General features: G+C 68.7%; 15 protein-coding genes. 9 read left to right on the top strand and 6 right to left on the bottom strand.

Annotation, left to right across the window (positions count from 1 at the left end; genetic code table 11):
* The first annotated feature begins 211 nt into the window (after positions 1-211).
* From HCU64_RS11890 to HCU64_RS11910, 5 genes are all read left to right on the top strand, one after another.
* On the top strand, positions 212-2,227 hold the full coding sequence (locus HCU64_RS11890) for a potassium transporter Kup (protein WP_233384105.1): 2,016 nt from the start codon (positions 212-214) through the stop codon (positions 2,225-2,227).
* 22 nt (positions 2,228-2,249) lie between these two features.
* On the top strand, positions 2,250-3,047 hold the full coding sequence (gene dapB / locus HCU64_RS11895) for a 4-hydroxy-tetrahydrodipicolinate reductase (RefSeq protein WP_233384288.1): 798 nt from the start codon (positions 2,250-2,252) through the stop codon (positions 3,045-3,047).
* Positions 3,048-3,195: 148 nt separating this feature from the next.
* The gene (locus HCU64_RS11900; protein ID WP_233384106.1) at positions 3,196-3,825 is read left to right on the top strand and encodes a 2,3-bisphosphoglycerate-dependent phosphoglycerate mutase; all 630 of its coding nucleotides are present in this window, start codon (positions 3,196-3,198) and stop codon (positions 3,823-3,825) included.
* The gene (locus tag HCU64_RS11905; RefSeq protein WP_233384289.1) at positions 3,825-4,556 is read left to right on the top strand and encodes an alpha-ketoglutarate-dependent dioxygenase AlkB family protein; all 732 of its coding nucleotides are present in this window, start codon (positions 3,825-3,827) and stop codon (positions 4,554-4,556) included. The genes HCU64_RS11900 and HCU64_RS11905 overlap by 1 nt, the downstream gene beginning before the upstream one ends.
* A gap of 38 nt (positions 4,557-4,594) precedes the next feature.
* Entirely contained in the window at positions 4,595-5,626 is a 1,032-nt protein-coding gene (locus HCU64_RS11910; protein WP_233384107.1) for a hypothetical protein, read from the top strand.
* 39 nt (positions 5,627-5,665) lie between these two features.
* Here the strand turns inward: HCU64_RS11910 and HCU64_RS11915 are convergent, their stop codons facing one another.
* Both HCU64_RS11915 and HCU64_RS11920 read right to left on the bottom strand, forming a co-directional pair.
* Positions 5,666-6,175 carry an OsmC family protein gene (locus HCU64_RS11915; RefSeq protein WP_233384108.1) on the bottom strand — a complete coding sequence of 170 codons (510 nt, stop codon included), beginning with the start codon at positions 6,173-6,175 and terminating at the stop codon, positions 5,666-5,668.
* A gap of 266 nt (positions 6,176-6,441) precedes the next feature.
* Positions 6,442-7,227 carry an ABC transporter ATP-binding protein gene (locus tag HCU64_RS11920; RefSeq protein ID WP_233384109.1) on the bottom strand — a complete coding sequence of 262 codons (786 nt, stop codon included), beginning with the start codon at positions 7,225-7,227 and terminating at the stop codon, positions 6,442-6,444.
* A 129-nt stretch (positions 7,228-7,356) separates the two neighbouring features.
* Here HCU64_RS11920 and HCU64_RS11925 point away from each other — a divergent pair, with 129 nt between their 5' ends.
* A complete protein-coding gene (locus tag HCU64_RS11925) occupies positions 7,357-7,641 on the top strand; it encodes a hypothetical protein (protein WP_233384110.1) in 285 nt (94 codons plus the stop codon).
* A gap of 82 nt (positions 7,642-7,723) precedes the next feature.
* Here HCU64_RS11925 and HCU64_RS11930 read toward each other — a convergent pair whose 3' ends face one another.
* A complete protein-coding gene (locus HCU64_RS11930; RefSeq protein ID WP_233384111.1) occupies positions 7,724-8,536 on the bottom strand; it encodes an ABC transporter permease in 813 nt (270 codons plus the stop codon).
* 73 nt (positions 8,537-8,609) lie between these two features.
* Positions 8,610-9,581 (bottom strand): aliphatic sulfonate ABC transporter substrate-binding protein, encoded by a 972-nt coding sequence (locus HCU64_RS11935; RefSeq protein WP_233384112.1) that lies wholly within the window; start codon positions 9,579-9,581, stop codon positions 8,610-8,612.
* 181 nt (positions 9,582-9,762) lie between these two features.
* Between HCU64_RS11935 and HCU64_RS11940 the strand changes: the two genes are divergently transcribed.
* Together HCU64_RS11940 and grpE are read left to right on the top strand one after the other, a co-directional pair.
* The gene (locus tag HCU64_RS11940) at positions 9,763-12,549 is read left to right on the top strand and encodes a [protein-PII] uridylyltransferase (protein ID WP_233384114.1); all 2,787 of its coding nucleotides are present in this window, start codon (positions 9,763-9,765) and stop codon (positions 12,547-12,549) included.
* A gap of 91 nt (positions 12,550-12,640) precedes the next feature.
* Positions 12,641-13,237, top strand: a complete 597-nt coding sequence (gene grpE, locus HCU64_RS11945) for a nucleotide exchange factor GrpE (RefSeq protein WP_233384115.1) — start codon at positions 12,641-12,643, stop codon at positions 13,235-13,237.
* A gap of 70 nt (positions 13,238-13,307) precedes the next feature.
* Here the strand turns inward: grpE and HCU64_RS11950 are convergent, their stop codons facing one another.
* Both HCU64_RS11950 and HCU64_RS11955 read right to left on the bottom strand, forming a co-directional pair.
* Positions 13,308-14,225, bottom strand: a complete 918-nt coding sequence (locus HCU64_RS11950; RefSeq protein ID WP_233384116.1) for an oxidoreductase — start codon at positions 14,223-14,225, stop codon at positions 13,308-13,310.
* Entirely contained in the window at positions 14,225-15,586 is a 1,362-nt protein-coding gene (locus HCU64_RS11955; RefSeq protein ID WP_325169967.1) for a peptidoglycan-binding domain-containing protein, read from the bottom strand. The genes HCU64_RS11950 and HCU64_RS11955 overlap by 1 nt, the downstream gene beginning before the upstream one ends.
* Before the next feature lie 343 nt (positions 15,587-15,929).
* Between HCU64_RS11955 and HCU64_RS11960 the strand changes: the two genes are divergently transcribed.
* Positions 15,930-21,242, top strand: coding sequence for an alpha-2-macroglobulin family protein (locus HCU64_RS11960; protein WP_233384118.1), 5,313 nt, complete (start codon positions 15,930-15,932; stop codon positions 21,240-21,242).
* Positions 21,243-21,275 lie beyond the last annotated feature (33 nt).

Genomic DNA, 21,275 nt, shown 5'->3' on the forward strand with positions numbered 1-21,275 from the left:
GATCACGCGGCATTCTGATCGTCTCGATCAAAATGCCGCGTGATCGGTTCCAGTGATTTAGAACAGGCTTTGCGCGAAAAACCGTGACCACTTTTTCGCAGCCTGCTCTAAGCGCCGATCTCATGGTTCTCCTCTCGGGCCGCCCGAAGCGTATCCGTCATGCCGATCCGGCAGGTTTCGGAGTCGGGCGCCTGAGCACAGACCGGATTCCATGACCCAACCCGTCTCGCCGAGCACGCCTGCAGGCCCGGCCGCCAATGCCCCCGCCTCCGAGGGTGCCGCGGCCGCCACTGGTCCCGCGCCCGGCGAAGGCGGCCCCGTCGCCGCGTCGGCGGGCTCCGTGGATGCCACCGAGGAATCCGCGCAGGGCCATTCCAAGGCAGGGTTCTTCCCGCTCGCGCTCGGCTCGGTCGGCGTCGTCTACGGAGATATCGGCACCAGCCCGCTCTATGCCTTCCGCGAGGCGCTCGGCCCCTCGCGGGCCGATGGCACGCTGACCAGCGAAGAGGTGATCGGCACCACCTCGCTGATCCTCTGGGCGCTGATGTTGATCGTCACGATCAACTACGTCTCGATTCTGCTGCGCATGGACAACAAGGGCGAGGGCGGCATCCTCTCGCTGATGGCGCAGGCGCGGCACGCGCTCGGCGGCTCGCGCCTCGTCTTCATGCTGGGCCTGCTCGGAGCGGCCCTGTTCTATGGCGACTCGGTGGTGACACCGGCGATCTCGGTGCTGTCCTCGGTGGAGGGCCTCAAGCTCGTCACCCCGGCCTTCGAGGAATACGTGCTGCCGATCACCGTCGTGATCATCATCGGGCTGTTCCTGGTCCAGAGCCGAGGCACGGCGCGGGTGGCAACCTTCTTCGGTCCGATCATGGCGTGCTGGTTCCTGTCGCTCGCCATCGCGGCCGTGCCGCACGTCATCGGCAACCCGGCGGTGTTCTGGGCCTTCAACCCGTGGCACGCGGTGAACTATCTGCTGAACCACGGCTCCGGCGCCCTGGTGGCACTCGGCGCGGTCTTCCTGGCGGTGACGGGGGCCGAGGCCCTGTTCGCCGATCTCGGGCATTTCGGCCGCAAGCCGATCCAGTTCGCGTGGCTGTTCTTCGTCGGGCCGTGCCTGATGATGAACTATCTCGGCCAGACCGCGCTGGTTCTCGCCCACCCCGAGACCACGGACCCGTTCTACCAGCTCGTCCCGAGCTGGGCGCTGCTGCCGATGGTGATCCTGGCGACGCTCGCCACCGTCACCGCCTCGCAGGCCGTGATCACCGGCGCCTTCTCGCTGTCGCGGCAGGCGATCCAGCTCGGCATGCTGCCCCGCCTGGAGATCCGCCACACCTCGGAGAGCCATTCCGGCCAGATCTACCTGCCGCAGATCAACATGCTGCTTGGCCTCGCCGTGGTGATCCTAGCCATCGTCTTCCGCACCTCATCGGCGCTGGCCGCCGCCTACGGCATCGCCGTGACCGGCACCATGCTGCTCACCGCCAGCATGGCCTACATCGTGCTCTGGAAGGTGATGAAGCTCGGCCCGGCGCTCTCGGCGCTGATCATGATGCCGTTCATCATCCTGGAAACCCTGTTCCTGGCCTCGAACCTGCTCAAGCTGCACGAGGGCGGCTACGTGCCCCTGCTGCTCGCCGGCGGCTTGATGCTGATGATGTGGACCTGGGTCCGCGGCGTCGCGATCCTCACCAAAAAGACCCGCAAGACCGACGTACCGCTCTCCGAGCTCGTCGGCATGCTCGAGAAGAGCTCGTCGTATCATCACGTGAAGGGCACGGCGGTCTTCCTGACCAGCGATCCCGAGATCGCCCCGGCCGCCCTCCTCCACAACATGAAGCACAACAAGGTCGTGCACGAGAAGAACGTCGTGCTGACCATCGAGACCGTCGACACGCCGCGCTTCCCCGATTCCGAGCGCGTGCGCATCGAGCCGGTCGGGCCGCATTTCCATCGTGCCGTGATGAAGTTCGGCTACATGGAGACGCCGAACATCCCCAAGGCGCTGGCGCTGCTGCGAAAAGAAGGCTTCAAGTTCGACATCATGTCGACCTCGTTCTTCCTGTCGCGCCGCTCGATCCGCCCGGCCGCCCATTCCGGCATGCCGCTCTGGCAGGACCGCATCTTCATCACGCTGGCCAAGAACGCCAACGACGCCACGGACTTCTTCCAGATCCCGACGGGCCGTGTCGTGGAAGTCGGAACGCAAGTCACCGTTTGAGGACCCCGCCATGACGTCCACGCTGAAGATCGTCGTCACGGGCGCCGAGGGCCGCATGGGGCGGATGCTGATCCGCGCCGTCGCCGAGGCCGAGGGCTGTGTCCTCTCCGGCGCCGTGGAGCGCGAGGGCTCTCACGTGGTCGGCCATGATGCCGGAACGCTGGCGGGTCTCAGCCCGCTCGGCGTCGAGGTGAGCGACGATCCGCTGCCGATCTTCGCCGAGGCCGACGCCGTGCTCGACTTCACCGCCCCCAAGGCGACGGTGGCCTTCGCCGAGCTCGCGGCCCAGGCCCGCATCGTGCACGTCGTCGGCACCACGGGCCTGTCGGCCGAGGATCTCGAGAAGCTGAAAGCCGCCTCCTATCACGCCCGCATCGTGCGCTCCGGCAACATGTCGCTCGGCGTGAACCTGCTGGCGAGCCTCGTGCGCAAGGTCGCGGCGACTTTGGGCGAGGAATTCGACATCGAGGTGCTGGAGATGCACCACCGCATGAAGGTCGACGCGCCCTCCGGCACCGCCCTGCTGCTCGGCGCGGCCGCGGCCGAGGGCCGGAAGGTGGAGCTCGCAAAGACCAGCGTCGCGAGCCGTGAGGGCCATACCGGCGCGCGGCGCCCCGGCGATATCGGCTTCGCGACCCTGCGCGGCGGCAGCGTGGTCGGCGATCACAGCGTGATCTTCGCCGGCCCGTCCGAGCGTATCACCCTCAGCCACCACGCCGAGGACCGCGCCATCTTCGCCCGCGGTGCGCTCCGCGCTGCCCAATGGGCCTTCGACAAGCCACCGGGCCTCTACGGCATGGACGACGTGCTGGGCCTCTAACCGGTTACGATGGACTAAAGTCGCAACCCATCGGCCCCGCCGGCGCTTGGGACGGGGTCGGGCCTCTGCTAGGGAGCCGGCTGTCAGGGCGCGTTCAGGCGGGCGTCTCTATCCGCCGGGAAAGTCAGTTCTCGGGAGTCCACCGTTCATGGAGCGCCTGCTCGTCCTCGCTCGCCACGGCCAGAGCGAGTGGAACCTGAAAAACCTCTTCACCGGCTGGCGCGACCCGGACCTGACCGAGAAGGGTGTCGAGGAAGCCCGCATCGCCGGCCGCTGGCTCAAGGAACAGGGCTACCGGTTCGACGTCGCCTTCACCTCCAATCTCGGCCGCGCCCAACGCACCTGCACCCTGATGCTCGAGGAGATGGGCCAGGCCGGCCTCGAGACGATCCGGGCCGAAGCCTTGAACGAGCGCGACTATGGCGATCTCGCCGGCCTCAACAAGGATGACGCCCGCCAGCGCTGGGGAGACGAGCAGGTCCGGCTGTGGCGCCGCTCCTACGACGTGCCGCCGCCCGGCGGCGAAAGCCTCAAGGACACCGTCGCGCGCGTCCTGCCCTTCTACATCCAGGCGATCCTGCCGAACGTGCTCGCCGGGAAGCGCGTGCTCGTCGCAGCGCATGGCAACTCCCTGCGGGCGCTGGTGATGGTGCTCGACGGCATGACGACCCAGACCATCGCGGGCCTCGAGATCGCGACCGGCGTTCCGCTGGTCTACCACCTCAAGGCCAATGCCACGGTCGAGGCCAAGACCAGCCTCGACAAGGACATCGACTGATCGCGGCGGCCATCACGCTGGCGCCGGGTCTGATTCATTACCCCGGCTGGTTCGATGCGGAGGCGCGTATCGCACTCGCCTCCGCCCTCGCCGAAGCGCTCGGCACCGCGCCGCCCTACACCCCGCGCATGCCGCGAACCGGCAAGCCGTTCTCGGTGCGCATGACGAATTGCGGGCCGCTTGGCTGGGTCTCCGACCGGGACGGCTATCGCTACCAGTCCAATCACCCCGAGACCGGAGCACCCTGGCCGCCGATCCCGGAGACGGCATCACGGGCGTGGGATGCGCTCGCGCATTACGTCGCGCCGCCCGAAGCCTGTCTCGTGAACCTCTACGATCCGGGAGCACGGATGGGCCTGCACCAGGATCGCGACGAGGACGACATCGCCGCGCCGGTCGTGTCGCTGTCGCTCGGTGCGACGGCCCTGTTTCGCTACGGTGGCCTCAAACGTACCGATCCGACCCGCTCGATCCGGCTCGCCAGCGGCGACGCCCTCGTGATGGGCGGCGCCTCGCGGCTGATCCATCACGGCGTCGACCGCCTGATCGACGAGCCGCCGCAGCTGTTTGCAGACGACCACCGAGCCGAGGACGGACGGCTCGGCGCCACTCTCAGCCGCTTCCTGCCCACCGGCGGCCGCTGCAATCTGACGCTGCGCCGTGTGACGCAGCCGCGCGACCCAGCCGCGCGCTTGACAGCGGACGGAAGCGGGCTGACCCATCGCGGGTAGGCGCTCGCTCGACCGGGCGCTCCGGAGACACGATCCCGATGACGTTGCGTCCCGCCCTCAGCCGTCTCGCCGCCTTCGGCCTGCTTCTCGCGGGCCTGTCCTCCGCGCCGCTCACCACGACGGGAGCCCGTGCCGACACGCCGGTCTTCCCATCGAGCTCGCGGTTCGGCTTCCAACCGCCCTCCGACATGGCGCCCTCCCGGCGCTTCATGGGCTTCGAGCGGATGGAAGGGGGCGCCATGGTCTCGGTGGTCGAGCTGCCGGGCGGCGCCTATGGCGATATCGAGAAGAGCTTCACCGACGACAACCTGAAGAGCCAAGGCTTCGCGGTGGAGTCGCGCGAACCGGTCAAGGTCAGCGGCGGCCTCGAAGGATTGCTGCTGGTCGGCGGCCAGTCGCCGCCGCCGTCTCCTGTCACCGACGGGTCCACCGGCGCGGCGCCGAACCCGCCCGGCCTGCCCGCCGATCTGCCGACCGTCAGGAAATGGCTGCTCCTCGTGAACGGTCCCGACGTCACCGGCATCGTCGTCGCGCAGATGACGCCCGGCGCCGAGACCGACGAGACCATGAAAAACATGCTGCTCGGCGTGACCCTGCGGCCGCCTCTGACCCTCGAACAGCAGGTCGACGCCCTGCCCTTCCGCATCGATGATCTCGCCGGGTTTCGGCCGATCCGGGCGCTGGCCGGCAACTCGCTGCTGATGACCCGCGGCCCCAAGGACCAGCCGGCGAATTTCGAGCAGCCGATCCTGGTGCTGGCCCAGGCCGTCCAACAGCCCCCGACAGCGGAGCAGCGCGATGCCTTCGCTCGCGCAGCGCTCTACTCGAACCAGACCATGAAGGACTTCATGATCGAGCGCTCGCAGAGCTACCGCCAGAACGGGGTCGACTGGCACGAGATCGTCGCACGCGCCAACGACATTCCCACCGGACAGGCCGTGGTGATCACGCAGACGATCCGCTTCAATCCTGACGGCTACCTGCGCTCGCTCGGCGTGGTGCGCGCGGACCAGCGGGACGAGACGCTGGCCCTGTTCCGGCAGGTGGTGGACAGCGTGCAGTTGCGCTGAGCCGACACGGTGCGGTTTCGGCGACGCTTCGGCTGCCGATCAGCCCTTGGTCTGCGTGACCGCGAGTTCCGGCTTGTGGTTCAGCGTCTGGAACACGACGCAGTAGCGCTCCGTCAGCTTGATGAGCTGGTCGAGCTTGTCCTGCGGCGCGTCGGTGTCGAGGGCGAAGTTCAGACGGATGGCGCGGAAGCCGACCGGCGCGGTCTTGTCGACGCCGAGCGTGCCTCGGAAGTCGAGGTCGCCTTCGGCGCTGACGGTGCCGGCGCGCAGCGGGATCTCGAGGGCCGTCGCCACAGCCTTCACCGTCACGCCGGCACAGGCCACGAGGGCTTCGAGCAGCATGTCGCCCGAGCACAGCTCCAGGCCCGAGCCGCCGGTCGCCGGATGAAGGCCTGCCACCGCGAGGGCGCGGCCGGTCTCGACCTTGCAGGCGATGGAGGTGTCGTCGAGGGTGCCGTTGGCCTTGAGCGTGATGACCGCAGAATCCGGCGCCTCGCGGTACTGGTTCTTGAGCGGGGCCTGCATCTCGCGCAGCGCGTTGGCGTCCATTCGGCAATCTCCTCGATCGGGCTGTCGGCAGCGAGGTAGCCGGGCGCGGCCGGCGGCACAACTGCACCCGGTCCGAATCGCTCCCTGGGCCTGCTCACGAGCTTGGCCGCGCTCCGGCCCGGTGCTGCGAAACAGCCAGGGCAGCCCCATATCGAGAGGCGCGATTTATCCCTCGGAAAGAAGAATCTTCTCTTGGCGCGACCGAACAGGCCCTGGGACGGCCTGGGACAGGCGGGACGATCGTCCCACGCGCCATGCGATGTCCGTTAAAACGAACCGCCGCCCGCGAACGCTTCCACGACCTTTGGTCGCTTCTCGATCGGGCGCAGGGAGCGGTCGAGCGCTGCGAGGATGTTGCGGGTCGCGGCCTCGCTGCCCGGCGAGGTCGGGTCGCGCGGGCGCGCCATCGGTAGCGCCAGGGCCTCGTCGAGGCGGCCTGGCTTCGGACGCATCACCACGGCGCGGTCTGCCAGCGTCACCGCCTCTGCGACGTCATGCGTGACGATGAGCACCGTCGGCCGCACCTCCTCCCAGAGGGCGAGCAGGTGGCGGTGAAGGTCTTTGCGGGTGAAGGCATCGAGCGCCGAAAACGGCTCGTCGAGGAGCAGGACGCGCGGGCTCGCCACGAAGGCACGGGCGATCGAGACCCGCTGTTGCTGCCCCCCAGACAATTCACGCGGCCAGCGATGGCCGTGCTCGGCGAGGCCGACACGGTCGAGGGCGTGGGCGACACGCTCCCGGCGCTCACGCTTCGGCCGGTCGGCGAGACCGAAACCGACATTGTCGGCGACACTGAGCCAGGGCAGCAGCCGTGGCTCCTGGAACACCAGCCCGACGCCCGGATGAGGGCCGGCAATGCCCTCGCCATCGAGCGTGATGCGGCCCGCACTCGCCGTATCCAGCCCGGCGATGAGGCGCAGCAGGGTGGTCTTGCCGCAGCCCGATCCCCCGATCAGCGCGACGATCTCGCCGGCCGCGACCTGAAGGTCGATCCGGTCGAGGGCGTGCGTGCCGTCGGCATAGGTCTTGGAGAGGGTGTCGAGGCTGAGCATGGTCGTGTCCCGATAGCATGGCTGACGCAGACAGCGCATGGGATTCCGGGCCGCCGTGTCTCCGGCAGGCCATAGGACCGGCACCCGCCGGGTGCTACGGAGCGGTATCTCTCCTGTCGGAGTCGAGGCGTGACCGTGCTTCTCCGTGGCCTTCTGCTGACGGCGCTCGTCGCCGGCTCCGCCTCCGCCGCCGACCTGCACGAGCGGAGCATCAGGACCGGCCGCTTCCTCGCGAGTTGCGAAGACCTCGGTCAGTTCTGCTTCGCCGATGGCTGCGGCGGCAACCAGATCGATGCTGCGCTGAACTGCCGTGCGGCCTGCCCGAGCGCCGTGATCCTCGGTGTCGTCCCCGCCTCCTGCCCCCTGCCGCTGCAAAACGGCGGTGTGCGGGTGAAGCTGCGGTCGAAGGGGTAGCGCCTGAAGCGCCCCATTCCCGTGCCGGGCGGCCTCGGTATGAGCGAGAGGGAGAGTGGCAGATCGGTCTTCGACTGCGCCCTCAGAGCGTCTCCCGCGCCGTGTCCTGCCAGCGCACCAGCGGGGTGGTGAGGGCCACGAGCAGCGTGTCGGCGAGCTTTCCGACGACCGCGAAGCAGATGATGGCGGCCAGGATCTGGTCTGGCTTGCCGAATTGCTGACCATCCACCAGCAGGTAGCCGAGGCCTTCCGAGGCGCCCATCAACTCGGCGGCGACCACGAAGAGGAAGCCGAGGCCGAGGCCGGTCCGCAGGGACGTCAGCGTCGCCGGCAGCACCGCGGGGAGCAGGATGCGGCGGGCGAGCGCGGTCTGCGACAGGCGGAAGATCCGGCCGACCTCGACGAGCTTGCGATCCACCGAAGCGATGGCGCCGGAGACGCCGACATAGACCGGGAAGAACACGCCGACCGCGATCAGCGCGACCTTCGGGGTCTCCAGGATACCGAACCACAGGATGAACAGCGGTACCCAGGCCAGCGAGGGCACCGCGCGAAGGGCCTGCAGCGTGGGATCGACGAGCCAGCGCAGCCAGGGCAGCGTCGCGGTGGCGGTTCCCACGAGAATGCCGGCCCCCGCCCCGAAGGCGAAACCGAGACCGACCCGGATCAGGGTTGCCTCGACATGCATCCAGAGATCACCCGACGCCGCGAGCTGCCAGAGCGCCGCCGCGATGCGGCTCGGGGGCGGGATCAGCCGCCCCTGCGCCAGTCCGCGGGCGACGGCGATCTCCCAGCTCAGCGCCAGGATGAGCGGCAGGGCAAGACCGAGCGCCCATTTGAGGACGGAACCAGCGCGCCCGGCCGACGCCTTGGAGGCGTCCGGACGTGCCGTCATCGCGGCGTCGGGCAGCGCGAGGGATATTGTCTTCTCGGCAGCCAAGGCCCGAACCCGATAACAGCGAAGTGGATCAGCGCGGCGCCGGGTTGAACTGCGGGTCGATCAGCCCGGCAACGGCAGCGGCGACGTCGGTCTCCGCCGGTATCACGCCGGCCTGCTGCAAGGCTACACCGGCGGCGCGGATCGCATCGGCCTGGCTGCGGCCCACGGCAGGCTTGGTGAGGTCGGTCCGCTCGAGCTGCCGGGCGATCACCGGATCAGGCAGCTTCGTCGCCGCGACGAGGGCGGCCTTCAGGGCGTCGGGGTTCTCGCGAGAATAGGCGCGGGCCTGCTCGTAGGCGGCAATCACGGTCTTCACCAGATCCGGATGTTCCTTGGCGAAATCCTCCCGGACGTCGAGCACGCCCCAGGTGTTGGCGGCCGGGTCGCGGAAGAACAGCACGTCGTTGTTCTCGATCTCGGCGGCGGCCATCATCGGGTCGAGCCCGGCCCAGGCATCGACGTCACCGCGATCGAGCGCCGTGCGGCCGTCGGGATGCTGCAGGAGGACGAGCTTGGCGTCCTTCTCGGTGAGGCCGGCACCCTGGAGCGCGCGGATCAGGAAGATGTGCGGGTCGGTGCCGCGGGTCACCGCCACGCGCTTGCCCTTGAGGTCGGCGACGCTGGTGATGCCAGTATCCTTGCGGGTGACCAGCGCCGTCCATTCCGGCTGCGAGAAGGCGTAGATCACCTTGATCGGATTGCCGTTGATCCGCGCCAGAAGGGCGGCTGCACCGGCCGACGAGCCGAAATCAATCGCGCCGCCGTTGAGGAATTCCAACGCCTTGTTCGAGCCGAGCGACTGCACCCAGCGCACCTTGATGCCCTGGGCCTTCAGCGCCTCTTCCAGAAAGCCCTTGTCCTTAAGGACGAGGCTGACCGGGTTGTAGGTCGCCCAATCGAGCCGGATCTCCTTCACCTCGGCCGCGCGGGGGGCGGTCGGCAGGCCGATCAGCGCGAGAGCGCCGGCAAAGGCCGAGAGAACGGTGCGGCGGGCGAGCATGAGGGGCTCCATAGCGTCGAGAGGGCGCGAAAGCCCGACCGCTAAGTCAAGGCCGTTCGCCTCGTCAAACGAAAATCCGCGAAAGAGAACAAACCTCTTCAACTTTGATGTGCCCGTAGACGAAAGGCTCCGCTGCGGAGGCACGCTGTCGCGCGGCCCGGAACATGCTAACGGGAGCAGCATGTTCGACGCTGCGGCCGCCCTCGACAAGGTCCTGGAATCGCTCGACCGGGACGCGCGCGAGCCGACCCGGCTTCGCGCGGCCCTGGTGCCTGAACTGCGCAAGGTCATCGAGGCCGGCCACAAGGATGCCGAGCGCCAACTCCTGAAGGACCGGAACGGCGTCGCCTGCGCCGAACGCATCTCGAAGCTGACCGACGGGGTCGTGAAGGCGATCTTCGATGCCGTGGTCTGGCGGCTCTACCCGAACGACAACCCGTCCACCGGCGAGCAGCTCGCCATCGTCGCCACCGGCGGCTACGGCCGGGGCACGATGGCGCCGGGCTCGGACATCGATCTGCTCTTCCTGCTTCCCTACAAGCAGACCGCCTGGTCCGAGAGCGTCGTCGAGGCGATGCTCTACGTGCTGTGGGACCTCAAGCTGAAGGTCGGCCACGCCACCCGCTCCGTCGAGGAATGCCTGCGCGAGGGCCGCGCGGATATGACGATCCGCACCGCTCTCCTCGAAGCGCGCTTCCTGTTCGGGTCGCGGACATTGTTCGAGCAACTGGTGACCCGCTTCGACAGCGAGCTTGTCATCGGCACCGCCTCCGAATTCGTCGATGCGAAGCTGCGCGAGCGCGACGGTCGCGTCGCCAAGGCCGGCTCCTCGCGCTACCTCGTCGAGCCCAACGTGAAGGACGGCAAAGGGGGCCTGCGCGACCTCAACACCCTGTTTTGGATCGCGAAATACACCTACCGCGTCCGCGACCAGGCCGAGCTGGTCCATGCCGGACTGTTCACGCCGGAAGAGTACAAACTGTTCGAGCGCTGCGACGAGTTCCTGTGGCGGGTCCGCTGCCACATGCACTTCGTGACCGGCCGGGCGGAAGAGCGCCTGTCCTTCGGGCTGCAGCCCAAGATTGCCGAGCGCCTCGGCTTCGGCGCGCGCGGCGGCCTCTCGGGCGTCGAGCGCTTCATGAAGGCCTATTTCCTCGTGGCCAAGGAAGTCGGCGACCTCACCGCCATCGTCTGCTCGGAGCTCGAGGCGCGCCACGCCAAGCGCACGCCGGTGCTCGACCGCTGGATCGGTCGTTTCCGCGACCGTTTCCGCGCAACGACGATGGAGGCCGAGGATTTCCTGATCGACAACGGCCGGGTCAACACGCGCAGCGAGGGCACCTTCGAACGCGATCCGATCAACCTGATCCGGCTGTTCTGGCTCGCCGACCGCTACAACCTGCCGATCCACCCGGATGCCAAGCGCCTGGCCAACCGTTCACTGCGGCTGGTCTCGCAAGCGGTCCGGACCGATCCGGAGGCCAACCGGCTCTTTCTCGACATCCTCACCTCGGCCAATGCGCCGGAGACGATCCTGCGCGCCATGAACGAGGCGGGCGTGCTCGGACGCTTCGTCCCGGACTTCCGGCGCATCGTCGCGATGATGCAGTTCAACATGTACCACCACTTCACGGTGGACGAGCACCTGCTGCGCACGCTGGGCGTGCTCTCGGCCATCGAGGCCGGACGGCTGGAGGACGAGCATCCCCTCGCGACACGCCTGATCGGCACGATCCAGAACCGCCGGGCGCTCTACGTCGCGGTGCTGCTGCACGACATCGCCAAGGGACGGCCGGAGGATCACTCCATCGCCGGGGCCGCGATCGCGAAGAAGATCGGGCCGCGCTTCGGCCTGACCCAGGCCGAGACCAACACGGTGGCCTGGCTCGTCGAGCACCATCTGCTGATGTCGATGGTAGCCCAGAGCCGCGACCTCTCGGACCCGAAGACCATCGAGAAATTCGCCACCGTCGTGCAGAGCCTGGAGCGGTTGAAGCTCCTGCTGATCCTGACGGTCGCGGACATCAAGGCGGTAGGACCCGGCACCTGGACGGCCTGGAAGGGTACGCTGCTGCGCACCCTCTATGACGAGACCGAGGTGCATCTCTCGGGCGGCCATTCCGAGATTGCCCGCACCGACCGGGTCAAGATGATCCAGATCGCCCTGCGCGAGCGCCTCACCGACTGGGGTCCCGAGGAGTTCGACGCCTACGCGCTACGCCACAACCAGGCCTATTGGCTGAAGGTCGACAGCACGCGCCAGTTCAAGAATGCGGGCTTCATCAAGTCCGTCAACGAGTCGGGCCGCACCTCGGCGACCGCCTACGAGACCGACGTGTCGCGTGGAGTCACCGAGCTGACGGTCTACTCGCCGGATCATCCGCGGCTCCTCGCCATCATCACGGGTGCCTGCGCGGCGGCCGGCGGCAACATCGTCGACGCGCAGATCTTCACCACCACCGACGGCTTCGCCCTCGACACGATCTTCATCTCTCGCGCCTTCGAGCGGGACGAGGACGAGCTGCGCCGTGCCAAGCGCATCGCCACGGCGATCGAGAAGGCACTCAAGGGCGAGATCAAGATCGCCGAACTCGTCGCCGACAAGCACCCGAAGCACCCACCCAAGACCTTCCTGGTGCCGCCGGACATCTCGATCGACAACGCCCTGTCGAGCCGCGAGACGGTGATCGAGATTACAGGGCTCGACCGGCCCGGCCTGCTCTACGAGCTGACCACCGCTATCAATCGGCTCAGCCTCAACATCGTCTCGGCCCATATCGCCACCTTCGGCGAGCGGGCAGTGGACGTGTTCTACGTGGTCGATCTCACGGGCACTCGGGTGGTGCAGCCCGATCGGCTCGCGGCGATCCGCAATGCGGTAATGGAGGTCTTTGCCGGAGACGTCGCGGCGCTCAGGGCCGAGGGTCTCGATGCCCTCGTCGACTCGCCGCCACCGCGGGAGGCGTGAGCCTCGGGACGCTGGCAAAACTTGATTTCGTGGGTGTCGCGCCTGATATCAGCGCCGTTCCCAAAACGATGATGTCGACTGACGAACGGCGATGATGGCAGACCAGAACGAGCACGAGGATCCGCGTAACCAGGCAGAGGCGGCCCCGCAGGCCGAGCCGGCTGCGGTGGATGCTGAGACGCTGGCCGCCGCCCTGCGCGAACGCGACGAGATGAAGGACCGCCTGCTGCGTACGCTCGCGGAGATGGAGAACCTTCGCCGCCGCACCGAGCGCGAAGTCGCGGACTCCCGCACCTACGCCGTCACCAATTTCGCCCGCGACATCGTGGGTTCGGCTGACAATATCCGACGCGCGCTGGAGAGCGTGCCGGCCGAGGCGCGCGAGCATGCCGATGGGGCGCTCAAGGGTCTCATCGAGGGCATCGAGCTCACCGAGCGCGACCTCGGCAAGACGCTCGAGCGCCACGGCGTCAAGATTGTCGATCCCAAGGGCCAGCGCTTCGATCCGAATCGCCACCAGGCGATGTTCGAGGTTCCGGACACGCAGGTCCCGAACGGGACGGTCGTCCAGGTGGTCCAGACCGGCTACGTCATCGGTGACCGCACCCTGCGCCCGGCGCTGGTCGGTGTCTCCAAGGGCGGCCCGAAGCCGGAAGCCGCCAAGGACAAGCCGGCCGACGCCGCCTGAGGCGGTCCCTGTCCGTCATTGCGAGCGCAGCGAGGCGTTGACGGGATGCCGCGGGACCGGGTCACAACGGTCAGCGGACCTGCGTCAGCTCTGCCGACACGTCCCAGAGCCGGCTTGCATCGGCCTCGACGCGCGCATGCGCAGCGATGAGCGAGGGAGCGGGCACGCCCCGCATCTCCCCGCGCCCGTTGGGCCCGTAATAGCCGCCGCCGAGCGCCTCCGGCGCTGTCGCCGCGTAGAGCAGCGGGAGCGCGCCTCGCACCGCGGATTGGCCGAAGAGGACCATCACCAGCTGTCCGGTCAGTCGTTGCAACGGCCCAGCGACCCCGCCGAATCGGGTGATGGCGGTGCGTGTGATGCCGGGATGCGCCGCGACCGCGCGGATCTCCGAGCCCGACGCACGCAGCCGCCTGTCGAGTTCGAGCCCGAACATCAGCATCGCGAGCTTTGACTGCCGATAGGCGGTCCGAGCATCGTAGGCGTGCAGTTGCAGGTCGTCGAAGTGGAGCGATCCGCGCTGATGAGCGATGCTCGCGACGGGAACGATCCGTGAGGCAGGTCCCGGCCGCATCTTCGGCATCAGCAGGCCGGCCAGCGCAAAATGGCCGAGATAGTTAGTGGCGAATTGCAGCTCGAACCCGTCCTCGCTCTCATGACGCCGAGGCAGCCAGGCGATACCGGCATTGAGCAGCAGGATGTCGATCGGCCGCCCCGCCCCGTGAAGGCGGTCGGCGAAGGCGCGTACCGAGGGCAGGCTCGCTGTGTCGAGCGGCTCGATCTCCAGAACGGCGGTCGGATGCCGCCGCCGGATCGCGGCGACGACGCGCTCCGCCTTGTGCGCGTCGCGCGCTGCCAGCACGACCGTCGCACCGGCACCGGCGAGCGCCAGGGCTGCCTCGTAGCCGATCCCGCTGGTTGCGCCCGTGACGACGGCGAGGCGGCCGTGTTGGGATGGGATGTCGGCTGTCGTCCAGGCTGGCTTCGCCATTATCGCGCGCAGGTGATGCCAATGACGGAGCCGATCACGGGAGCCGCCGCCGCGCCGAGGCTCGCTGCCGCCGGAGCGGCATTCGGAGTGGCCTTGGCCACAGCGACCCCGGCTTGCGCCAGAAAGGCGGCGATCACGCTGCCCGGCACCACGGCATAGCTCGTCGGCGGCATCACCCCGGCGATGAGGCGTGGTGCAGTCGGGAATCGCGCGACGAGGCCGACGAGGTGACCGGACCGGTCGAGGATGGGCGCGCCGCCCGCGCCGGGCTGGAGCGGAGCGACGATGCCTCCGCTTCCGGCCGTACCGGGGGCGACGGTCGCCCCCTTCGCCTCGGCGCCGACGACGACGAGGGCCTCGCCTGACACGACGGTCTCGCTGCGGATCGCCGGCAGCGGTGACGCCTGATTGCGGGCCTCGGTCTCGAGCAGCACGAGGTTACCCGTCGGATCGCGCCCGGCCGCTCGTGCCGCAGCACTGCCGACGCGTGGCACCGGGCAGGTCTCGAGCGCAGCCGCCGAGGTCAGGATGCGCCCGTTGCCGAGGGCGAGGCCCGTCGCGGCCGGCTGCGCCGCGATACCCGGCAGCGGCGGAGGCGTCAGCGGAGAAGCGACATTTCCAGCTGGTCTCGCGCCGCCGGCATAGGGGTTCGGAGCCGCTGCTACGGGCTTGGCCTCATTTGCTGGCGCGGCACCCGGGAAAGGCAGGAAGCTGTTCGCCACCGCGATGACGAGGCGGTCGACCTCGGCGGTCAGCGCCTTGTCGTAGGCTATGGTGAAACCGCGGATGCCCTCGGCACCGGCGGCCTGCCGAATGTAGAAGCGGCCCGTCGGCGTCTCTCCGGTCACCACCAGAAAGTCCGGCTTCTTGAGCTTGTAGGTGATCTTCCGCTCGGGCGTGGTCGCCGTCGCCCGCTCGAACAAGCCATCGAGATCGGCGCCTCCGCCGGGATAGGACGTCGTGTCGAGCGTCACGCGGCCGTCTGTGCTCTGCCAGCGGGTGCCGCGCGGCAGGGAGCTCTTCTTCGCGAGCAGCTTCTCCGGCACGCCGATGACCGCGCCGCTCGCCGTATCGGCCTGGACGTTGAAGCGAAGCGCCTTGCGCGCCGCTTCACCTGCGGCGTCGAGGGCGGTGCGCTCCTTGGCCGTGAGGACACCGGTCGGCTCCGAGCCCTGCCGCTTCTGCCAGGCGGCAATCGCTTCATAGGTGCGTCTGCCGAAGGTGCCGGCGGTCACCGCGTTGTAGTCGCCGGTCCAGACCAAGGCGTCCTGGATCGCCTTGCGCAGGGGCTCGGGCAAAGCCTCGAAGGCAGCCTGCGAGGCCAGATAGGCCGGATCAGCCGCCGTGCGAGGCGGGGCCAATGGCTTCGGCTTCGCCGCGGGCGGCACGGGCGGCCGCAATGACGGCGGAAATGGTGAAGGAGCCTGCGCCTGCGCCGCTTGTGCCAGGGACAGGAGGCAACTGAGGGCGGACAGGCGAGCGAGCTGAATCATCATCCCTCACGTATGCCGATCGCGCTGGACGAGTCGCGTATGCCAGCGCACCGATCGCAGACAAGTTTCGGTGGGAAGAGGCAAGAGAAATCGCGGCCCGTCGAGTATTCGCCGGGCTGTGATACTCGGCTAACGAGCGTTGCGGGCCGCAACGGCCGTGATAGCGTGGCGGCGCGCCGGTTTGGCTGCTCTGATGGGGTGGGACGTGGTCATGTCGCGGGGAAACCTCTTGGAGCGCAGCCTTGGCGCGTGCCTGGTTCTCGGGCTCCTTGCCGGGCCGGCCTCGGCGCAGGCGCCCCGCCCCCCGGTTCCAGCCGCGAAATCCGCCACCGCCCCTGTCGCCAAAAGCTATGTGAACGAGGCGCTCGCGAGCAGCGGCGTGCGCCTCGAAGCGTCGCTCAAAAGCGAGGCGCCGGCGAACGGCAAGAGCGCGGCCCAATGGCGCAAGGAGGCGGAGGCCGCCGCTGCCGACGAATCCGAGGGCGCTGATGCCGATGCGGAGATGAACGCCTACGCGGCCGCCGTCTCGGCCGACCCGTCCGATCCACGCAACTGGCTCGGCTATGCCCGCACGGCCAGCACCGCCGGCGCGGACGAGGAGCAGACGGACTACGCCGAGCGCTCAAAGCTGAAGAGCCGCGCCACGGCCGCCGCCTACCAGGCCTATCTCCGCTCGAAGACGCCGGCCGACGAGGCCAAGGCCCTGACCGCACTCGCGGAAACCTATGTGGCGCAATCCGAGTGGCGACCGGCGCTCGACACCTACCGCGCCAGCCTCGGCGTTCGGGACGAGGCCGAGACGCGCGCCGCCTACGAGAAGCTGCGCGAGGAACACGGCTTCCGCATCACGGACTACAAGGTCGATTCGGATGCGGCCGCTCCGCGGGCCTGCTTCACCTTCTCGGAAGCGCTCGTCCGCAAGACAGACTACACGCCCTTCGTCGCCGTCTCCGGCGCTGCCAACGCCGCCGTGACGGCCGAGGGCCAGCAGGTCTGCGTCGACGGGCTCAAGCACGGCGAGCGCTACGCCTTCGTCATCCGCCAGGGCCTGCCCTCGTCCGTCGGCGAAACCCTTCTGAAATCAGCCGATTACGAGATCTATGTCCGGGACCGCTCGCCCCAGGTGCGCTTCACCGGGCGCAATTACGTGCTGCCGCGGACGGGGCAGTCCGGCGTGCCGATCGTCTCGGTGAACACGCCGAAGGTCGATGTCGAGGTGCTGCGCATCGGCGATCGCGGGCTGCTGCCGGCCTTGCGCTCGGAAGAGTTCCTCGGTCAGCTCAGCGGCTCGACGGCCAAGACCATCGCCGACGAGAAGGGCGTGCGCGTCTGGAAGGGCACGCTCGACACGGCCAAGGCCGAGGTCAACCGCGAGGCGGTCACGGCCTTCCCGGTCCTGCAGGCCGTCGGCAAGCTGGAGCCGGGCCTCTACATCATGCTCGCCCAGCCGAGCGGCACGACCTCGCCCTCCGATGAGGAGACTGGCGGCTACGAGCAGCAGGCGACGCAGTGGTTCGTCGTCTCCGATATCGGCCTGACCGCGTTCAAGGGCCGCGACGGCGTGCATGTCATCGCGCGATCGCTGGCGAACGCTGCGGTGCTCACGGGCGTGGACGTCCGGCTGATCGCCAAGAACAACGACGTGCTGAGCACGGCGAAGACCGACAGCAAAGGTCTGGCGAGCTTCCCCGCAGGCCTGGCGCGCGGCGAAGGCGGCCTCTCGCCCGGCATCGTCGTGGCTCAGGTCGGGGACGATTACGGTTTCCTCGACCTGAACCAGACGGCCTTCGACCTGTCCGATCGCGGCGTGAAGGGTCGCGCGGTCACCACCGGCGCCGAGGCCTTCGTGTTTCCTGAGCGCGGCGTCTACCGCTCCGGCGAGACCGTGCAGCTCACCGCCCTCCTGCGCGACCCACAGGGCACGGCTTTGGCCGGCCTCCCGCTGACGCTGGTGGTGAAGCGGCCGGACGGCGTCGAGTATCGCCGCGCCTCAGTGGCCGACGAAGGGCTCGGCGGCCGCTCGCTGTCGCTGCCGTTGATGTCGGGCGCCATGCGGGGCACCTGGCGGGTCTCGGCCTATACCGATCCGAAGGCGCCCGCCGTCGGCGAGGCGAGCTGGCTCGTCGAGGACTACGTCCCCGAGCGGCTGGAGGTCAGCCTGACGCCGGAGACGCCCGCGCTCAAGAAGGGCGAGGCGGCCAAGATCGACGTCGCTGCACGCTATCTCTACGGCGCGCCGGGCTCCGGCCTCGACGTATCCGGCTCGGTATCCGTCCAGCAGGCGGCGAATAGCGGCATCAAGGGCCTCGACGGCTTCTCGATCGGCCTCGACGACGAGTCGGTGGAGGCGACGACGGCCGAGATCGACGGCAAGTCGACCACGGATGCCAAGGGCCAAGTCGCGGTGACGGTGCCCGTGCAGGAGGTGGCGAGCCCGCGTCCGCTCGAGGCGAAGATCACCCTGAACGTCGGCGAGCCCGGCGGACGGGCGCTGAGCCGCAGCGTCACGCTGCCAATCCTGCCCTCGCAGCCGGTCCTCGCCATCCGAAAGGGCTTTTCAGGCGATCTCGCCGAGGGCAGCCCGGCGAGCTTCGATCTCGTCATGGCCACGCCGGACGGCCGCCGCCTCGCACAAGGCGGCGTGAGCTGGACGCTGTCGCGGCTCGACAAGACCTATCAATGGTATCGCGAGGACGGCCGCTGGCAGTTCGAGCCGGTGAAATCGACCCGCAAGATCGCCGACGGCCATGTCGATCTCGCCGCCGATGCACCGGCCCGCATCACCATGCCGGTCACCTACGGCAATTACCGCCTGGAAGCGTCCGTCGCCGGCCAGCCGCTCGCCACCGCCAGCCTTTCCTTCACGGTCGGCTGGGGCGGCGGCGAGACCGCCGACGTGCCGGATCTCCTGGATCTCACCCTCGACAAGGCGGCCTATGCCTCCGGCGAGCACATCCGCGCCCGGCTCCAGCCAAAATTCGCCGGCACCGCGACGCTGGCCGTCGTGGGAGAGAAATTGCACGAGGTGCTCGACGTGAAGGTCGCCGAGGGCGGCTCGACCATCGACGTCCCGGTCAAGGCCGAGTGGGGCTCCGGCGCCTATCTCGTCGCCACGGCCTACCGGCCGCTCGACCAGGCCGCCAAGCGCATGCCGGGCCGGGCGCTCGGCCTCGCCTGGTTCTCCATCGACAAAGAGAAGCGCGGCCTTTCGGTCTCGATCGGCGCGCCGGTAAAGACCCGCCCGCGTGAGACCCTAACCGTGCCGGTCAAGGTCGCGGGTCTGCAGGCCGGCGAGGAGGCGCGCATCACGCTCGCCGCCGTCGATGTCGGCATCCTCAACCTGACCCGCTACGAGGCCCCCAACCCCTTCGCCTATTTCTTCGGGCAGAAGGCGCTCGGGCCGGAGCTGCGCGATCTCTACGGCTTCCTGATCGACGGGATGCAGGGCACGCTCGGCGCCATCCGCTCCGGCGGCGACGGCGGCGCGGATGCTCTCTCCGACACGCCGCCGACCCAGGCGCCGCTCGCGCTCTATTCCGGGATCGTCACGGTCGGCGCGGACGGCACGGCCCAGGTGCCGCTCTCCTTGCCGGCCTTCAACGGCACCGCCCGGATCATGGTCACTGCCTGGACCAAGTCCCGCGTCGGCCAGGCCTCCAGCGACATGATCATCCGCGATCCGGTCGTCCTCACCGGCACGCTGCCGCGTTTCCTCAATGTCGGCGACCGCTCACGCTTCTTCGTGGCGGTGGACAACGTCGAGGGCGGGCCCGGCGATTACACGGTCGATCTCGACCTCACCGGCCCGGTCGTAGTCGGCGGCGATGCCGTGCACTCGACGATGAAGCTCGAAGCCGGCGCCAAGGGCCAACTCGTGATCCCGATCACGGCGGCAGGCCCCGGCACCGCGCGCCTCGACGTGAACCTGTCCGGCCCCGGCATCCAGGGCGTCGCCGGCCAGAGTTTTTCCTTGGCCATCGGCGCGGGCACGGGGGCACTCGTGCGTCGTACGGTCAAGCCGCTCGATCCGGGCGCCAGCGTCGAGATCAACAAGGACCTGCTCGCCGACATCCTGCCCGGCACCGGCGCGGTATCCGTCTCGGCCAGCCGCCTCGCCGGCATCGACGTGCCGGCCCTGCTGCAGGCGCTCGACCGCTATCCCTATGGCTGCTCGGAGCAGACCGTGAGCCGCGCCATGCCGCTGCTCTACGTCAACGCGCTGGCGGCGTCCGAAAAGCTCGGCCTCGACGGCAAGCTCGACGAACGGGTGCGCGAGGCGATCGAGCGCGTGCTCTCGCGCCAGGATTCGAGCGGCGCCTTCGGCCTGTGGTCGACGGAGAATGCCAGCGACACCTGGCTCAACGCCTACGTCACCGACTTCCTGACCCGGGCCCGCGAGCGCGGCTTCACGGTCCCGCAGACCGCCTTCAACAGCGCGCTGGACCGCCTGCGCAACACGGTCGCCAACGCCACCAAGGTCGAACAGGGCGGCATGGACCTCGCCTATGCGGCCTATGTGTTGGCCCGCAACGGGCGCCCGGTGATGGGCGACCTGCGCTACCTCGCCGACACCAAGCTCGCCGACTTCTCGACCCCGCTCGGCAAGGGGCAGCTCGCTGCCGCACTGGCGCTCCTCGGCGACCGCGGTCGTGCCCAGAAGACCTTTGGGGAGGCGCTGAAGTCACTCCAGGCCGAGCGCGACAAGGGCGCCTACCGCGCCGATTACGGCTCGCGCCTGCGCGACAGCGCTGGCTTGATCGCGCTCGCCGCCGAAACGGGCATGACCAGCAGCATGCTGCAGCCCGTCTCGACCATCATCGGCGAGGAACGCGCCAATGGTCGCTCCACTAGCACCCAGGAGAATGCCTGGATGGTGATGGCGGCCGAAAGCCTGTCGAAGGAATCCGAGGCGCTTGCCATCGGCATCGACGGCACGGTGGCGAAGGGACCGCTGGCGCGCCTGTTCAAGGCCCCCGCCCTGGAGGAGAAGCCGATCAAGCTGACCAATGCGGGCAGCGAGCCGGTACAGCTCGTGGTCGGCGTATCGGGCAACCCGATCGCGCCGGAACCGCCGGAATCGCGCGGTTACACGGTGGAGCGCGGCTATTACCGCCTCGACGGCATCCCCGTGGATGCCACCAAGCCCCTGCGCCAGAACGACCGCCTCGTCGTGGTTCTGAAGGTGACGGAGGCCAAGGCCACAGCCGGCCGCCTGCTCCTCGTCGACCGCCTGCCCGCGGGCCTCGAGATCGACAATCCGAAGCTCCTCGATTCGGATGCGCTCTCGGGCCTCGCCTTCGCCAAGAGCGACGTGCAGCCCGATCACACCGAGTTCCGGGACGACCGCTTCGTCGCTTCCTACGAGCGCGGCCCGGACCAATCCGCCTTCTTCTCCGCGGCCTACACGGTGCGCGTGGTCTCGCCGGGCACCTACGTTCATCCCGGAGCGACCATCGAGGACATGTACCGCCCCGAGCGGTTCGGACGCACCGCGTTCGGATCGATCGAGGTGGTGGCGAAGTAGAGTGTGATGGAGCGCGACGCGGATAACCCTCTC

This window comes from Methylobacterium sp. C25, assembly GCF_021352225.1.
Lineage (GTDB): Bacteria > Pseudomonadota > Alphaproteobacteria > Rhizobiales > Beijerinckiaceae > Methylobacterium.

Excerpts from the sequence above, each read along its gene's own strand:
- HCU64_RS11890 (WP_233384105.1), top strand. The coding sequence starts at position 212 with ATGACCCAACCCGTCTCGCCGAGCACGCCTGCAGGCCCGGCCGCCAAT.
- HCU64_RS11900 (WP_233384106.1), top strand. The coding sequence starts at position 3,196 with ATGGAGCGCCTGCTCGTCCTCGCTCGCCACGGCCAGAGCGAGTGGAAC.
- HCU64_RS11910 (WP_233384107.1), top strand. The coding sequence starts at position 4,595 with ATGACGTTGCGTCCCGCCCTCAGCCGTCTCGCCGCCTTCGGCCTGCTT.
- HCU64_RS11915 (WP_233384108.1), bottom strand. The coding sequence starts at position 6,175 with ATGGACGCCAACGCGCTGCGCGAGATGCAGGCCCCGCTCAAGAACCAG.
- HCU64_RS11920 (WP_233384109.1), bottom strand. The coding sequence starts at position 7,227 with ATGCTCAGCCTCGACACCCTCTCCAAGACCTATGCCGACGGCACGCAC.
- HCU64_RS11930 (WP_233384111.1), bottom strand. The coding sequence starts at position 8,536 with ATGACGGCACGTCCGGACGCCTCCAAGGCGTCGGCCGGGCGCGCTGGT.
- HCU64_RS11935 (WP_233384112.1), bottom strand. The coding sequence starts at position 9,581 with ATGCTCGCCCGCCGCACCGTTCTCTCGGCCTTTGCCGGCGCTCTCGCG.
- HCU64_RS11940 (WP_233384114.1), top strand. The coding sequence starts at position 9,763 with ATGTTCGACGCTGCGGCCGCCCTCGACAAGGTCCTGGAATCGCTCGAC.
- grpE (WP_233384115.1), top strand. The coding sequence starts at position 12,641 with ATGATGGCAGACCAGAACGAGCACGAGGATCCGCGTAACCAGGCAGAG.
- HCU64_RS11950 (WP_233384116.1), bottom strand. The coding sequence starts at position 14,225 with ATGGCGAAGCCAGCCTGGACGACAGCCGACATCCCATCCCAACACGGC.
- HCU64_RS11960 (WP_233384118.1), top strand. The coding sequence starts at position 15,930 with ATGTCGCGGGGAAACCTCTTGGAGCGCAGCCTTGGCGCGTGCCTGGTT.